This is a genomic window from Microbacterium sp. (assembly GCF_051860965.1).
Taxonomy (GTDB): Bacteria; Actinomycetota; Actinomycetes; order Actinomycetales; family Microbacteriaceae; genus Microbacterium.
In genome coordinates this window covers 76,160-91,675 of sequence record NZ_JBIMKU010000003.1, presented here as the reverse complement: position 1 = coordinate 91,675, position 15,516 = coordinate 76,160, and the positions used below count along the sequence as shown (strand labels likewise).

At 69.4% G+C, this 15,516-nt stretch carries 15 protein-coding genes; 1 reads left to right on the top strand and 14 read right to left on the bottom strand.

Annotated features, from left to right (window positions below; genetic code table 11):
- Positions 1-53: 53 nt before the first annotated feature.
- The gene (locus ACTIFV_RS06290; protein ID WP_439591923.1) at positions 54-821 is read left to right on the top strand and encodes an HAD-IIB family hydrolase; all 768 of its coding nucleotides are present in this window, start codon (positions 54-56) and stop codon (positions 819-821) included.
- Here ACTIFV_RS06290 and ACTIFV_RS06285 read toward each other — a convergent pair.
- The 14 genes from ACTIFV_RS06285 to ACTIFV_RS06220 all read right to left on the bottom strand — a co-directional run bounded on the left by ACTIFV_RS06285 (position 818) and on the right by ACTIFV_RS06220 (position 15,486).
- On the bottom strand, positions 818-2,098 hold the full coding sequence (locus ACTIFV_RS06285; RefSeq protein ID WP_439591922.1) for an alpha-hydroxy acid oxidase: 1,281 nt from the start codon (positions 2,096-2,098) through the stop codon (positions 818-820). The genes ACTIFV_RS06290 and ACTIFV_RS06285 overlap by 4 nt on opposite strands.
- Positions 2,099-2,110: 12 nt before the next feature.
- The gene (locus ACTIFV_RS06280) at positions 2,111-2,821 is read right to left on the bottom strand and encodes a FadR/GntR family transcriptional regulator (protein ID WP_439591921.1); all 711 of its coding nucleotides are present in this window, start codon (positions 2,819-2,821) and stop codon (positions 2,111-2,113) included.
- A gap of 68 nt (positions 2,822-2,889) precedes the next feature.
- Positions 2,890-3,663 carry a hypothetical protein gene (locus tag ACTIFV_RS06275; RefSeq protein ID WP_439592300.1) on the bottom strand — a complete coding sequence of 258 codons (774 nt, stop codon included), beginning with the start codon at positions 3,661-3,663 and terminating at the stop codon, positions 2,890-2,892.
- Between the two features lie 58 nt (positions 3,664-3,721).
- Positions 3,722-4,102 (bottom strand): hypothetical protein, encoded by a 381-nt coding sequence (locus ACTIFV_RS06270; protein WP_439591920.1) that lies wholly within the window; start codon positions 4,100-4,102, stop codon positions 3,722-3,724.
- Positions 4,103-4,122: 20 nt separating this feature from the next.
- Entirely contained in the window at positions 4,123-4,755 is a 633-nt protein-coding gene (locus tag ACTIFV_RS06265) for a DNA/RNA non-specific endonuclease (RefSeq protein WP_439591919.1), read from the bottom strand.
- On the bottom strand, positions 4,755-5,456 hold the full coding sequence (locus tag ACTIFV_RS06260) for a hypothetical protein (RefSeq protein WP_439591918.1): 702 nt from the start codon (positions 5,454-5,456) through the stop codon (positions 4,755-4,757). Before ACTIFV_RS06260 ends, ACTIFV_RS06265 begins: the two co-directional genes overlap by 1 nt.
- 102 nt (positions 5,457-5,558) lie before the next feature.
- Positions 5,559-6,416 carry a hypothetical protein gene (locus tag ACTIFV_RS06255; protein WP_439591917.1) on the bottom strand — a complete coding sequence of 286 codons (858 nt, stop codon included), beginning with the start codon at positions 6,414-6,416 and terminating at the stop codon, positions 5,559-5,561.
- 33 nt (positions 6,417-6,449) lie between these two features.
- On the bottom strand, positions 6,450-7,046 hold the full coding sequence (locus tag ACTIFV_RS06250) for a hypothetical protein (protein WP_439591916.1): 597 nt from the start codon (positions 7,044-7,046) through the stop codon (positions 6,450-6,452).
- A gap of 3 nt (positions 7,047-7,049) precedes the next feature.
- Positions 7,050-7,745: a hypothetical protein gene (locus ACTIFV_RS06245; protein WP_439591915.1), complete on the bottom strand. Its 696-nt coding sequence runs from the start codon at positions 7,743-7,745 to the stop codon at positions 7,050-7,052.
- 2 nt (positions 7,746-7,747) lie between these two features.
- The gene (locus ACTIFV_RS06240; protein WP_439591914.1) at positions 7,748-8,446 is read right to left on the bottom strand and encodes a hypothetical protein; all 699 of its coding nucleotides are present in this window, start codon (positions 8,444-8,446) and stop codon (positions 7,748-7,750) included.
- Between the two features lie 85 nt (positions 8,447-8,531).
- Positions 8,532-10,220: an ABC transporter substrate-binding protein gene (locus ACTIFV_RS06235; RefSeq protein WP_439591913.1), complete on the bottom strand. Its 1,689-nt coding sequence runs from the start codon at positions 10,218-10,220 to the stop codon at positions 8,532-8,534.
- Positions 10,221-10,230: 10 nt separating this feature from the next.
- Entirely contained in the window at positions 10,231-10,452 is a 222-nt protein-coding gene (locus tag ACTIFV_RS06230; protein ID WP_439591912.1) for a hypothetical protein, read from the bottom strand.
- Between the two features lie 118 nt (positions 10,453-10,570).
- A complete protein-coding gene (locus tag ACTIFV_RS06225; RefSeq protein WP_439591911.1) occupies positions 10,571-10,864 on the bottom strand; it encodes a WXG100 family type VII secretion target in 294 nt (97 codons plus the stop codon).
- Between the two features lie 101 nt (positions 10,865-10,965).
- The gene (locus tag ACTIFV_RS06220; protein WP_439591910.1) at positions 10,966-15,486 is read right to left on the bottom strand and encodes an FtsK/SpoIIIE domain-containing protein; all 4,521 of its coding nucleotides are present in this window, start codon (positions 15,484-15,486) and stop codon (positions 10,966-10,968) included.
- Positions 15,487-15,516: the final 30 nt, after the last annotated feature.

Sequence of the window (15,516 nt, the reverse complement as noted above, 5' to 3'; positions counted from 1 at the left end):
CAAGAGAGGCTCCACCGCGAGGTGGGGCCTTTCGCGCAGAGAGGAGCAGCCCCTTGACCACTCCCCGTCTCGTCGCGTTCGACTTGGACGACACCCTCGCTCCCTCCAAGAGCGCGATCGATCCCCGCATCGGCGACCTGCTCGTCGAGCTCGCACGCCGAGTCGAGGTCGCGATCATCTCGGGTGGGCAGCTCGCGCAGTTCACGACACAGGTCGTCGACAGGCTGCCGGATGCCGCGGCATCCGTCTCCGCGCGCTTCCACCTCATGCCCACGTGCGGCACCCAGTACTACCGCATCGGCGCCGAGGGGATCGAGACGGTCTACGCCCTGTCGCTCACCGACGACGAGAAGGCCCGCGTTCTCGCGGCCGTCGAGCAGGAAGCCCAGCGCCTCGGCCTGTGGGAGTCCGAGACGTGGGGCGACATCCTCGAGGACCGCGGCTCCCAGATCACGTTCTCGGCGCTCGGTCAGCGTGCCCCGCTCGAGGCGAAGGTCGCATGGGACCCGACGGGCGCGAAGAAGAGCGCGCTGCGCGCCGCCGTCGCCGAGCGGATCCCGGATCTCGAGGTGCGCTCCGGCGGGTCGACCTCGGTCGACATCACCCACCGCGGCATCGACAAGGCGTACGGCATGAACAAGCTCGCCGAGCAGACCGGCATCCCGCTCGATGACATGCTCTTCGTCGGCGATCGCCTCGATCCCGATGGCAACGACTATCCCGTGCTCGCCATGGGCGTCGAGTGCCATGCCGTCGAGGGGTGGGAGGAGACCGCGGAGTTCCTCGAGGCGCTCATCCCCACCCTCCCCGCGCGCTCCTAGCTCTTCGCGGCGGCGCGAGCTCGCGGCGCGCGCGCCGGAGCGGTCTGACCCACCGGCATGAGCCGCGAGAGCTGCGTCACGTGGCGCGGCTCGAGCTCGGCGAGCGACGAGACGCCCAGCAGCTTCATCGTGCGCTCGATCTCGGTGCGCAGGATGTCGATCGTGCGGTCGACGCCCTGGCGCCCCCCCGCCATGAGGCCGTAGAGGTACGCGCGGCCGATGAGCGTGAACTTCGCGCCGAGGGCGATGGATGCCACGATGTCGGCACCGTTCATGATGCCCGTGTCGATCATGACCGTGGCATCCTTCCCCACTTCGCGCACGACCTTCGGCAGCAGGTGGAACGGGATCGGCGCGCGGTCGAGTTGACGCCCGCCGTGGTTGGACAGGATGATGCCGTCGACGCCGAGGTCGACGAGCTTCTTGGAGTCCTCGACGTTCTGCACGCCCTTCACGACGATGTTGCCGGGCCAGAGCTCGCGGATGATCTCGAGGTCGTCGAAGCTGATCGTCGGGTCCATCGCGGCGTTGAGAAGCTCGCCCACCGTGCCGCCCGTCGTCGAGAGGGACGCGAACTCGAGCTTGGGGGTCGTGAGGAAGTCGATCCACCACCACGGCCGCGGGATGGCGTTGACGATCGTGCCGACGGTGAGCTGCGGCGGGATCGCGAACCCGTTGCGCTTGTCGCGCAGGCGGGCGCCGGCGACCGGCGTGTCGACGGTGAACTGCAGGGTGTCGAAGCCCGCCGCGGCGGCGCGCTTGACGAGTCCGTACGAGATGTCGCGGTCGCGCATGACGTAGAGCTGGAACCAGTTTCGCCCGTGGGGGTTGGCCCTCTTGACGTCCTCGATCGAGGTCGTGCCCAGCGTGGAGAGCGTGAACGGGATGCCGGCGGCACCCGCTGCTCCTGCCCCCGCCGTCTCGCCTTCGGTCTGCATCAGACGCGTGAACCCCGTCGGCGCGATGCCGAAGGGCAGCGCCGACGGGCCGCCGAGGATCTCCGTCGACATGTCGACCTCGGCCGCGGGTCGGAGGATGTCGGGGTGGAACTCGATGTCCTCGAAGGCCTGACGCGCCCGCGAGAGCGACAGCTCGCCCTCGGCGGCGCCGTCGGTGTAGTCGAAGGCGGCCTTCGGTGTGCGGCGCTTGGCGATCGTGCGGAGGTCGTAGATCGTCAGAGCGCCGTCGAGCCGTCGCTTGCGGCCGTCGAGCTCGGGCTTCTTGAACTGCATGAGCTCGAGGAGCTCCGAGACCTTGGGGAGTTGGCGCTGGACCATGGTTCTTCCTTCTCAGACGGCGGTGCGGGCGAGGCCCGCTTCGGCGTAGTAGCCGGTGATGTGGGCGTGGACGAGGGTGCGCGCGAGCGCCGCGTCGCGGGCGTCGACGGCATCGAGCAGCGCGCGGTGCTCCGCGCGGAGGCGAGCGGCCGTGGCATCCCAGTCCGGGATCTTCTCGGCGCCCTGCTGCACGTAGGACTCGATGGCCGTGCGCAGGCCGGTCATCGTCGCGGCGATGACCTGATTGCCGGATGCCTCGGCCAGCGCGAGGTGCAGCTGCGCATCGAGGGCCAGGAATTCGGCGGGGGTGAGGTCGGTCTGCTCCATGGCTTCGAGCACGACCCGCGCATCGCGGGTCGCGGGATCGGACGCCTGCGCCACGGCCGCGACGACGGCCGTCTCGAGCACGAGTCGCGTCGCGACCACGTCGTCGAGCGGGAAGCCGTGCGCGGCGACCTGGAGCCGCAGGACCGCCGACAGCCCGCCTTGGGGCGTGGCGGTGATGATGGCCCCGGCGTTGGGCCCCGAGCCCGTGCCGGTGCGGATGAGGCCCATGACCTCGAGGACCCGCAGAGCCTCGCGCACGCTCGAACGACCGACGCCGAGCGACGCCGACAGGTCGCGTTCGGAGGGCAGGCGATCGCCCGGGCCGAGACGGCCGTCGAGCAGATCGGCCTCGATGCTCTCGAGCACGGTGCGCCAGGCGCGGGTTGCTTCGCTCACGCGACTCCTTTGTGGTCAGACCACATTATCCACTGTGGTCTGACCACGCAAGGCGTGATGACAGGCTGTCAGTCGGCGTCCGAGTCCACCTGATTGCGCAGCGTCGCGTCGTCGAGGAGCGGCAGGTCGGCGCGGGTCACGACGTGGGACGTCACGGCGTACTCGACCAGTCGCGCGCGGCGGTTGGTCGCGAGCTTGCCGGCTCCCCCGCGCAGTCCCTGGACGCCCATGCGATCGAGCTTGTCGCAGACGTTGTCCAGCTTGCGGTTGAACTTGCTCATGGTCCATCCGAGCCGCTGGGCGGCCGCGCTCGAGGAGGGCAGCTCGTTCATGCTCACACCCTCGCGTCGCAGCATCGGCTCGGCGAGGGCGACCATGAGCTGCTTCTGCAGCGGCGTGAAGCTCGCCGGCATGACGGTGGTCTCTCCGCTCATCGACTCCTGCACCTGACGGGACACCTCGTAGGGCGCCTCCTCCGTGTGGAGGCTCAGCTCGTAGGTGACCGGCCCCGCAGTGAAGACGATGACGCTCCTCTCGAACACGAGCGGCATGCGCGCACCGGGTGAGAGCCAGGACTGGACCGCACCGCCGGCGCTCGAGATGGTCGCGGCGAGCAGGACGCCGACGTTGGCCAGCCACCACAGCCCGTCACGATGCTGGAGCTCGAGGAAGTGCCGATGCAGGTACGGGTTGTCGTCGATCTCGAGGTCACCCTCGCGCCCGATGATGAACGGTCGATCCGTCGGCAGATCGTGCCATTCTCCGGCGAACTCCAACCTCAGCGGTGCGACCCTCGTCGCCTCCTCGGCGACTCCGCGCTCGATTCCCGCATCCTCATTCACATCGGTCACGTGTACTCCCCCTCGGCGCCATTCTGCCAGGAGGATGCCGGAGCACGGCTCAACCGAACGCGGGGCGCAGCTCCTCGGCCATGCGGTCGATGTTCGCCGGTGTCACCTTCCAGCGCGCGGAGTCGTCATCCTCGAACGTCACCTCGTACGTGCCCGAAGCGCGCTCGAACTGCACGAGGATCTTGATCGGCGGCTCCTGCTCGGGCCGATACGTGCTCTCGAGGTAGGCGTCGAGCGCGGGCTTGACGCCGGACGGCCGCGACGCCACTGCCGCACTCGTGCCGTCGGGCGCGTACGCATAGCCGTGCGTGCCGCTGATGCGGCCGCCGGCAAGGTCGATGACCATCGCGAACGAGGCCCAGCCCTCACCCGCTCCCCGCATGTTCTCGATCAGCGCGCGGATCAGATCGGCGGTGGCGTCCTGGGACATGGAGCTCCTTCTGGTGGGATTCACAGACTCGGCATGTCGCCGCGTGAGACGCGGTCGAAGGTCTCGCCGGCTTCGTTCCAGAAGCTCGGCCAGTTGCGATACGCGACCTGACCGGTCTCCGGATTCGACACCGTGTACTCGACTTCGAAGCTATCAGGGCGAACCGCGCCGGGCGGGTAGACGTCGACGGTGTAGTCCACGCGATAGCCCGCGTCCACCCAGTCCGCCCACTCGTTCTCCATCCGCTTCCAGGCGCCGCGGTTGAGGTTGGATGCCTGGGGCACGATGCCCTCGTCAGGCGTGTCGCCGTAGAAGCGATGGGCGCCGAGGTGGCCGCCGTCATCCGTCGCCTCGCCCATGTTGCCGACCGCGGTCGCGTTGTCTCCGCGGTCCGATCCGCCGAAGTCCTCGTTGATCTGACCGCGCTCCGAGACGGGCCGGCCGGTCTCGGGGTCCCACGTGGTGACCTTCTCGTTCCGACCTCGCGTCGTCACCGTCTCGTCGAACTTGTCCTTGTCGCGCACCTGACGGACCACGTCGTCGAAGTGGTCGTTCATGTTGTCGGTGAGCTGGTGGAGCCTCTCCTTGCCGTGCGCCATGCCGTCGAGCACCGCCTCACGGAGCTCCCGGATGACCGGCTTGATCGACGACATCAGTCGTCGCCTCCGAAGTCGAGTGCCGAGAACTCGGCGAAGAACGTCGAGGTCACGCTCTGGATGTCGGCCCCATGCTGCTTCATCGTCGACTGCGCGTCTTCCAGCGCCTGCAGATCCGCGTAGAACTCGTCCGAGTCGCCCACGCCCGCCTCCACCATCGGAGCGTCGAGGATCGCGTCGATGATCGCGGGCAGCTGCTGCGACATCGGCTCGATCGCCATGGGGAGCAGCTGGTTCAGCAGCTGCTCGACGGCGATGTCGACCGCCGCGTTGAGGAGCTTCTTCTTGATGATGAGCATCGGGCCGGCGCCGACGGCCGTGATCGGGTTCGTCAGCATGCCCACGAGCGCGATCAGCGTCGTGGTGACATCGACGATGACCTTCATCTTCAGCGCGAGGATCGCGCCGGCCCCGACATCCATCGCGATCGCCGCAGGCGGCATGAGGTCGACCAGCTTCTGCAGGTTCTGCGACCGGTTGGTGTTCCACGCGCCCAGAGTCGCAGGGCCCGTCTGGCCGCGCATCGCCGCCGCGATGTCTCCGTTCATCTTGCGGTCGACGGCCTGGATCGCGTTCTCCAGGTCCGTCCCGAGGTTGCGCACCAGGACGGCGCCCTTGGTGACCTCGTCCTCGTCGATGTCCGGCCACTCGAACCCGAGCTTCTCCATCACCCAGACGAGCTCGTTCGGCAACATCATCCCCACGGCTCCACCTCCTGGCTCGAATCTACGGAGCGCGGCGCGAACCGACCATGGGTAGCACTTCCCAGGGGAGGACGATCACGTCGTACGTGGGGCGACTCAGCGCGGCGGCTCGCCGGGAACGAAGTAGCGCAACGGCGAGAGCCCCGTCCGCACGACCGCATCGCCGGCGGCGTCGAGGAACTCATCCATCGTCGTCACGCTCAGAGTGCCCGCGGGATTCGCGATCATGACGTTGTCGACGACGGGCAGGAGCGTCGCCGTCCCCTGCGGCCACGCGGCGAAGGTCAGCGTGACGCCGTCCTCGCGCACGTGGATCTTCGGGTCGGCGATGTGGACGTCGGGTCGCGCGAGAACGACGCCCTGTGCCTCGTAGGCACGCACGCTGAAGAGCCGCAGCACGCGCTCGATGCGCAGCTGGAGCGCGGTGAAGCGCTCTCTCCAAGGGAAGGGTGCCCACGCACCGTCGGCCAGAACAATGGGGTGCGCGCTCACGAGCGGTCCGCCCGCGTCGTACAGCGTCTCGGCGAGGTCGAGGACGCGTCCGAATGCTGCCTCGTCATCCGCGCCGACGATCACGAGCGTGTCCCGCGACAGAGCGAAGACGACGCGATCTCCCGTGAGGCCCACCGCCGCGATGCGCGAGGGATCGACGAGCAGCGCGGCCGCAAGCGCCTCCTGCTCGACGATGACCGCGCCGTCGACAGGATCGGGCAGGTCGTCGACCGACGCGACGGATTCGGCCACGAGCTCATCGAAGGGACGACCCGCCGTCTCGGCCTGTGCGCGGGTGATCGCGAGCCCGTCTGCGTCGAGGCCCACGAAGATCTCACCGCCGATGTACTCGACGCGGGGATGGATGTCTCCCGGAGCGGTCAGCGAGAGGACTCCGAGCTCGCTCGCGCCATAGATCCGTGGGACCACGCTCGCCGCTGCATCCCCGAAGACATCCGTCATGGATCCCGACCCTCTCCTCAGTGTCTTTCCAGACTAGTCAGCCGCGCGGAGCGCGATCACGTCGGCCCACGACCAGCCGACGTCGATCCCGCGCACGGGCTTACCGGCCCGGGGCTCCGAGACCCACCCGGCGGGCACGATGTGCAGCGCGAGCGACCTCGTGCCCTCGTCCTCCGCCCCGGCTCGCACGAGTGCGAGACCCATCGCGTCCGAGAGCGTCCAGCAGTCGACATCCGTCGCCCCCGCGTCGCGAAGCGCCGCTATGTACGAGCCGATACTGTCGGCCCGCTCCTCGGCGAGCGAGAGCACTCGCCACGGGCCGGCCCAGTGCATCCCGGCATCCTGGACCTGCGACGCGAAGGCCGCGATCTCCTCGGCTGTGACGCCGCGCTCGGCGCTGTCAAGGTCGCCGAGCCATCCGAGCGGGAGGATCCTCGCCTCTCCGCGCACGAGCACCGGAAGCTCCGGCGCCGCCCAGCCGTCCGTGCGGGCCTCCACCGCCCCTGCGGGCGGACCACCCGGTTGGATGAGGGATGAGCGACCCTCGAACGGGAGGAGGGCGCCTGCCGTCGCGGATGCGGGGCCGAACGCGGATGCCGCGTCCCGGTGCACGTCCCGGTCGAGTTCCATGGATCAGCGCGCTCCGAATGTGAAGTCGCGCGGACTGCCGGGCCAGTTGGTCGGGCGGAACTCGCCGTTCTTGAGGCCCGTGGACGTCTCGGGGATGTCGATCACAGCCTCCGGGATGCCGCTCGGCAGATAGCCGCCCGGAATCCACTTGTCGACGTCCGTGCCACCCTCGTTGCCGGACGGCATCCGCAGACCGTCGAGCTCGTGCGGGGCGAAGTCACGCAGTTCGACGTCTGCGCCGTCGAAGAAGTTCTCCGGAAGGCCCAGCGTGTTCGCGAGGTCCTGCGGGGTCGCGGAACGGTCGATGACGTTCTGCAGCTGGTCGGTCGGGAACACGTACGTCGTCCCGTTGTTGCCCGGCCCCCAGTCGTCGAGGCTCCCCTTGCGATAGAAGCGCGTGGCGCCCTCGGCGAACTGGTCCAGGTGGTCGCGGACGTAGTCGCCGTCGAGGTAGTCGCCCGGATCCGGTCGGCCGCCCTTCCCTGCTCCGAGGACGTCGTTCGGCGTCCAGCCGTCGGGCTTCCAGCCGTTCTGCAGCGGCGACGGCACGTCGGTGGCGTCCAGGTCGCTCACACCGCTCGTGTTGCGGTTCTGCTTCTGCCCGTGCCTGCGGAACATCTCCGACAGCTGGCGCACGTGCACGGGCATGTCGTCGAGGGCGTCCTTGAGCGGCCGGATGACGGCCTTCCCGATACTCATCGTCAATCCCCTCCGATGTTGAGGCTCGCAAGATCCGACATCAGACGCTCGGTGATGGTCTCGACGTCCGCAGCGTGCTGCTCCATCTCGCCCTGCGCCTGCTCGAGCGCCTGCAGGTCGGCGTAGAACTCGTCCGTGTCGCCGACGACCGACTCCACGATGGGAGAGTCGAGGGCGGCCATGATGATGACGGGAAGCTCCTGCGCGAGCGGCTCGATGACCATCGGCAGGACCTGGTTCAGCACCTGCTCGATCGCGATGTCGACGGCCGCGTTGAGGAGCTTCTTCTTGATGAGGAGCATCGGGCCGGCGCCGAGGGCCGTGATCGGGTTCGTCAGCATGCCCACGAGCGCGATCAGCGTCGTCGTCACGTCGACGATGACCTTCATCTTCAGGGCGAAGACGGCGTCCGCCGCGATGTCGACACCGGTCGGCACGGGACCGAGGATGTCGAGCAGCTTCTCGAGGTTCTGGGAGCGGTTGGAGTTCCACGCCGCGACGTATGCGGGGCCGGCCTGACCGCGCATGGCCGCGGCGAGGTCGCCGTTCACCTTGCGGTCCATCACCTGGAGCTTGTTCTCGAGGTCGTCGCGGAACACGCGCACCATGCCCGCTCCGCGACGAAGCTCGTCTTCGTCGATGTCCGGCCACTCGAACCCGAGCTTCTCCATCACCCAGACGAGCTCGTTCGGCAACATCATCCCCACGGCCACACCTCCACACTCGACTCTACGAGGAGCCGTCGAATCCGTGCGATGGGGAGAACACCCCATGACAGCTCCGCGCTCACGGCACGACCGCCCACTGCACGGCGCCCGACAACAGGGGCGCCACCGCACCGTCGCGCGATGCCACGCCGATGACGTCCTTGTCCACGACCGTCACGCGCGGGTTCATCGCGATCGGCAGCACGGCCGCCGCGCTCACGATGGATGCCTCGATCTGCGCCCGGAGGTCTCGGGCGGCGTACACGTCCGTCGTCTGGGCGAGCTGCGCGATCAGCTCATCACGCGCGGGATCGGCGTATGACAGGCCCGAGGCCTGCGGCCCGCTCCCCCATCGGACCGAGATGTCAGCCGCCGTCTGCGGGAGGGGGATGCGCGAGATCACGGCATCCCATCCACCCTGCGTCAGCGCGCCGTCGAGGTCATCCGCCGCGCAGTCGACGGCATTCCAGCCCGCCTCCTGTGCGGCGGCCTGCACAGCGGCGAACGCGCCGGTGGCGAACTCGTCGGCCCGATCGAAGAGGACGCACACCGGTGCGCCGGCCGCGACGCCGGCGGCAGCGCGCTCCGACGCCGGGTCGTCGGCTCCGGTGAGCGCGGCCGAGAAGCCCGCGTCGGAGGTCGCGATGTCGTACGCACGGGTTCCCGGCGCCGACAGCGGCGACGTCGTCGGGGCGTAGACGGATGCCCACGCGCCGCCGCCGCGCTCGACGACGTCGTTCGCGGGAATCGCCCGGAGGAACGCGGCACGCGCCTCGGGACGAGCGAAGACGCCCGCCGGATTCAGCTGCAGCGCCCACAGGGTGCCGTCGTGCGATGCGCCGCTCGTGAAGTCTCTGCGCTCGAGGGCTTGAATCGGATCACGGTCGGCGGCGACGGGCGCGAGCGACACGATGTCGAGTCGGTCGCCGAGGGCGCTGAGCGGATCATCGCCGGCGGGCACGAGCGCGATCTCGGCGACCTTCGGGGTCACCGTTCCGCGGTAGTCGGCGTTCGGCACGAGCGCCACGGACTGCCCGTCCGCGTCGCGCGTCACGGCGTCGACGCGGAAGGGACCGCTCGACAGCAGGAGATCCGCCGGGATCGCGCCCTCGTCGGGCAGCGCGAAGCCGTCGTTCCAGAACTCGGCGACCGAGCCGAGCGCCGCCGTGTCGTTCTCGAGGATCGCCGTGATGAGCGCCTGCTTGGCCTCCATGGGATCCTCGACGCCGAACGCGCCGCGGGCGACGACGTGCGCCGGCACCGCGACCCCGATCCGCTGCTGCCAGTCGTCGACCGGGCGAGGGTAGGTCACCTGGATCGCGCGTGCGAACTCGTCGACCTCCGGGATGACGGGGTCCGCCTCCTCCGCGTCGACATCGCCGGCGGGATCGAGGAGTCCGGATGCCGCCGCCCAGCCCAGCAGCAGGTCGGCCGCATCGAGTGGGATGCCATCCGACCAGGACGGCTCGGCGAGGTCGTAGCGCACCGTGAAAGGGTCGTCGTCCTCGATCGTGACGGTGCCGAATCCCGGGTCGGGGACGAATTCGCCGGCGACCACCTCGCCGAAACCCGATCGCGTCGCGGCGGCGATCTCGAGGTTCCACGGCGTCGGCGCGCCGATCGCGTTCGTCGAGGTGAGCTCCTGCGTCCACCCGACGGTGATCGTCGAGCCGGGGACGACCGATGCCGGCAGCGCCGGCGCGCACGCGGTGAGACCCACGACCGCCGCGATGGCGAGCGGCACCGCGAGGCGGCGTGACCTTCTCATACGGCGGGCGTCAGACGAGGTCGGCGCCGTCGTCGCCTTCGGCCATCTCGCGGAAGAGCTCGCTGTCTTCGCTCTCGAGCCACGCGCGCGCGTGCTCCAGCAGGACCGCGGGGGAATCCTCCGCCTCCGCCGCGGAGCCGAACGGACCCATCGAGTCCTCGGAGGGCCGCTCATCAGCACGCACGACCGACTGCGTCGTCAGGTTGTACCAGTAGGGCTGTCCACCGCTCATCTGCTCTGCACTCCGCTCACCGTTCCGATTCTATGATCCGTCATGCGCCACGACAGACGGAAGGTCGTGGCGCCCGGTCCGAGGACCAGACACCACGACCTCCGAGGATGCGCAAAACTCAGCCGCCAGCGAGCTCGGCATCCTTGTCGCGGATCGAGTCCGCCATGCGGTCGAGCGCCTGGGCCATGTCGTTGACGGCCTCGGCGGCGTCGTCGAGGGACGACGTGAGCTCGGAGTACGCCGTCGAGTATGCCTCGGAGGCGTTCTCGGTCTTGAACCCGTCCTGGACCAGGTCGTCGATGACGCCCTGGAGCTCCTTCAGGGTGTCGGTGACGGCGCTGCGTCCGTCGCGGAGACGCGCCGCTGCGCTCTCCATCTCGCTGTATGTCGCCCCGAAATCATGTCCGGCCATGAGAACCGCCTCCCGCGTTCTTCGTGTTCAGGCCCTGCGGCCCCTCTGTCATCGAGGCTAGCCAATGAAGCCTCATCCGCACACGGGGAGTGGTACCCATGTCAGCCCTCCCCATGCGACGCGCCGTCCGGCACGAACGGCATCTGCATCGTCACGGCCCGTCCCGCCTGGACGAAGATCCCGCGACCGACCGGGAAGTCCGACCGCTTCACCCGACCGAACGGCGTCTTGAAGATCGCCTCGCCGTCGTAGGTGTCGGGTTTGAGCACGATGCCCTGGCGACCGGTCTTCCACTCGCCCAGCACGCCGATGCTCCCGCTCGCGCGGGAGATCTCGGCCTCGCCGACGAGAAGGTGATCGCTGTCGTTCATCGCCTGCAGGAGGGCGCGCATCGGACGGTCCGCCGCGCCGTCGGCGAGGTGGGGCATGTCCTCGACGACGATCATGATGCGCCCGTTCGAGGACTCGCTGACGACGAGCTCGGCGAGTTCCGTCGCAAGCTCCTTCTCGTCCTCCGGTCGCGTCGCGCTGCGCACCCACGGCCGGAAGTCCTTGAGCTCCGCGCGCCGGCTGCCGAGGTGGTAGAGCCTGACCTGCGGATCGAACCGCTCCATCGCGACGATGAGCGCCTTGAGGGCGTTCGTCCGGCCGGACGACGGGGGGCCGGAGACGACGAAGGAGCCGATGGGCTCGAAACCGTGCGGAGCGAGCGTGTCGTCGGCGACACCGAACACCGGCATCCCGTTCGCCTGCGCCGGCATCTCGTCCGCCCCGATCATCGTCGGCAGCGCCCCGATCTCGGGGAGGTCGCGCACGCCGGCCTCCCGGAGCCGGTCGCCGAGGGCGATGAGCGCCTTGGTCTGCTCGACGACGTTCGCCGTGCCGCCGAGAACCGCGATCTGCGCCTCGTGGCCGTCGATCACGGCGCGCCCGGGAGCCGACTGCTCGTCGAGGACGTCGCGCGGCGCGTTCAGCAGCATGTACTGGCTCGGATCGCCCATGCGCAGCACGACGCGGCGCGAGATGTTCGCGGCCACAGCGCTCGGCACGGCGTTGCCGCGGTCGGCGGTGATGACGGTGTGGAGGCCGAGCGTGCGTCCTTCGCCGAGGATGCGCATGAAGATGCGGTAGAACGGCCCGCGGCCGGGCGCCACCTCCCAGTCCTTCTTGAACTCGGGGTAGTTGTCGATGAGCAGGAGGATGCGGGGCATCCGCGGATCCCGCAGCTCGCGGTACTCCTGGACCGACGCCGCGCTGGCGGCCGAGAACGCCGCCGCGCGGCGGTCCATCTCACCGTCGAGCGTGCGCAGAAGCCGCTGGATGCGTTCGACGTCGGAGCTGTCGACGACGGAGCCGACGTGCGGCAGGGACGCGAGGGCGCCCAGCGCGCCGGAGGCGAAGTCGAGGCAGTAGACCTGCACGCGCCCGAGATCGGGCCGCATTCCGGCGGCCGTGCCGATCGTCTTGAGCAGCGTCGACTTGCCCGACCCCGAGGTGCCGTAGATCACGAGGGAGCCGTCGCGGTCGGGAGAGAACACGGCGGCCTGCTGCAGCTGCTTCTCGGGCACGTCCATGAGGGCGAGCGGGATGCGGGTGTCCCCCTCGTTCGGAAGGTCCTGCAGGTCGACCACGGGTGCCAGATCGTCGAGCCACGGTCGACGAGGACGCGGCAGGGCCGCCCGCGAGCTCGCGCGGATGAGCGTCGAGACGATCCGCTTCTGATCGTTGGGACCGAGGTCCTCCAGATGGGAGTCGGCATCGGCCGGCCGATCGGGCTCCCACTCGCCGCGGGCGCCGAAGCGGAGCTCCGCGACCCGCACCTCGGCGGTGGCGGAGTCCTCCTCGGTCGTCCATCCGCCCGCGTACGCCGACTGGAAGGGCACCAGGCGACCCGGACCCGTCTTGGCGATCGCGCGGCCCGGCAGTGTGGCGGGGAACGTCGCGGCCACGGGGTCGTCCACGACGTCGCGCGAGTCCGCCTCATCCGCCATCCGCAGCGCGATGCGCAGGTTCGTGTTGGCGCGCAGGTTGTCCTTGATGACGCCCGCGGGGCGCTGCGTCGCCATGATGAGGTGGATGCCGAGTGAACGACCGCGCTGTGCGATGTCGACGACGCCGTCGACGAAGTCGGGCATCTCGGACGCGAGCGCTGCGAACTCGTCGATCACGAGGACGAGCGCCGGAGGGCACTCGGGATCCTGCCGCTTCTCGAGCTCGAGCAGATCCTTCGCCTTCTTGCGGTTGAGCAGATGCTCACGCGTCTGCAGCTCGGCCCGGAGGCTGGTCAGCGCCCGGCGCACGAGGTGCGGACTGAGGTCGGTCACGAGCCCCACGCAGTGCGGCAGCTCGACGCAGTCAGCGAACGCGGAGCCGCCTTTGTAGTCCACGAAGAGGAACGTCACGCGATCCGGGCTGTGGGCGGCGGCCATGCCGAGCACCCAGGCCTGGAGGAACTCCGACTTGCCGGCGCCGGTCGTGCCGCCCACGAGCGCGTGAGGCCCCTGCGTCCGGAGGTCGAGCACCATGGCGTTGCTCGATCCCTGGCCGATGATGGCGCGCAGCGTGCCGGCCTTCTTGAGGCGCGGCCGGGGAGCCGGGGATCGGTCCACGATCGTGTTGTTCTGCCGCCAGCGCTCGATGACGACCTGGGGGTCCTCCGCGATGGCGGGATCGACGAGCTGCAGGAACATGACGGACGTGGGGATGTCGGACGAGTCCTGCACACCGGTGCTGGCGTCCGCGACGGGAGCGAGCCGTCGGGCGAGCATCTCCATGTAGGCGTTGGAGACTCCTTCGACCTTGACGCCCTGGAAGGTCTCGCCGTTGCGCACGAGGCCCACCACCGCCGCATCGAGACCCGCGCTGACATCGATGTAGCTGCGGCAGACCGCCGGGAGGGCCTCGACCGTCGGCGAGACGAAGACGGCGTGGACGCCGTGATCGGCACCGCGCTCGAGCACGTCGGTGAGGCGCCCGCGATCCACCGGGGCGTCGCCCGACACGAAGACGATCACCGACAGCGGCGGCGTCTTCTTGTGCTCGGCGGCTGCGCGCGAGACATCGGTGCCGTACAGGAGCGGATTCCAGTCCTCCTTGAAGGGCCCGCGGGGCTCCCCGCCGGCACCGGCCGCCTCGGCGCGCTGCACGTACTCCTCGAGGGCGCTGAGCAGTGCGGAGCCGGTCGGCGCCGAGTCTGCGAGCGCGTTGTCCCGGAAGGGGCTGCGGTCGCTGGAGGTGTGCGGCATCCATTTCAGCCAGTCAAGCTCCGGGGTCCAGGCGGAATCCGCGAAGGCGACCGCCACGATGTCGTTCGGAGCGTGCAGACCGAACAGCTGCACCGCGACGCCGCGCATCGTGTCGGCGACGTGGCCCTGCGGACCGGCGATGCCGATGGACCCGGCGTCGGCGAACGTCTCGAACACCGGCACGTCGTCGACGAACTCGTAGCGCTCGCGCAGCCGATCCACCCGATCGATGAAGTCGGGCAGACCCTCGGGCGACTCGGCGTCATCGATGCGGTTGCGCGCCGGGAGGCGGCAGCTGCCCAGACGCAGAGCGAGGAAGTTCCAGTGCTCCGGTCGCCTCGTCCACAGCATGGGGCCGAGGCGCATCGCCTGATCGAAGATCTCGGCGACGGGCGGGGCCTCGGCGTTGCGCGCGAGCTCCTCTTCGGGCTTGCCGTGGAAGAAGTCCTCCTCGAGCTGCTCGTACTGGCGATCGAAGAGCAGGATCTCGTGGTTCTCGCCCTTCTTGCTCTGCATCGCCTGGTTGAAGATGTTGCCGAAGGCCATGAGGGGCGTCATGACGATGATCAGGAGCGAGCGGGGATTGCCGTTGAGCGCGTAGAGCGCCATGCCCATCAGGATCGGCGCGATCAGGATCGGCCAGGGGAACATACGGCCGATCTTCTCGGTCGGCAGGCGCGGGATCTTGAAGAGCGTCCCCGGGTAGCGCACCTCGACGCGCGGGCTGCGGTTGAACAGCAGACCACCGCCGCGCTCGATGATGGGCTCGGCGGCGCCCGAGCCGTCGAACGAGCGCGCGAGCCGCAGCACGAGGGTCGTCCCGCCGATCACGAAGGGCTCTCCCTCCTCGATGCGGACGCGCTGCACCGCGACGCCGTCGACGAGGACACCGTTGGCGGAGTTGAGGTCGACGACCTCGATCTGCGTGCCGACCTCCAGCCGCGCGTGGCGTTTCGAGGCCATCGGGTCGGCGAGCACGACGTCGTTGCCGGCATCGCGCCCGAGGAACACGTGTCCGGACGAGATCGGGAACTCCTGGCCCGCCAGGGGGCCGGCCGTCGCGACCAGGACTCCGGCGACGTCGCGTCGGTCCGCGACCGCGTGATCCCGGCCGTAGTTGAGGATGGATGCCGTGAACCCCGACCCGATCGGCGCCTCGCCGATCGGCACGTCGGGCTGCAGCGGGATCATCCGCTCGCCCGCGGGCGGCGCGACCGCGAGAGTGAGGACATCCCCGTCGACGAACGGCGTCGACCTCGTCGGATCGGCTGCGGCCACGTGGCGCGCGACATCGCCCGCGGTGGCCGTCGAGTCGGTCGTGATGACGATGTCGACCGGATCACCCGTCTGACGCTGCAGGGTCAGCTTGAGCCTCACGACGCTCCCCCGGATTCGCTGCACTGGTAG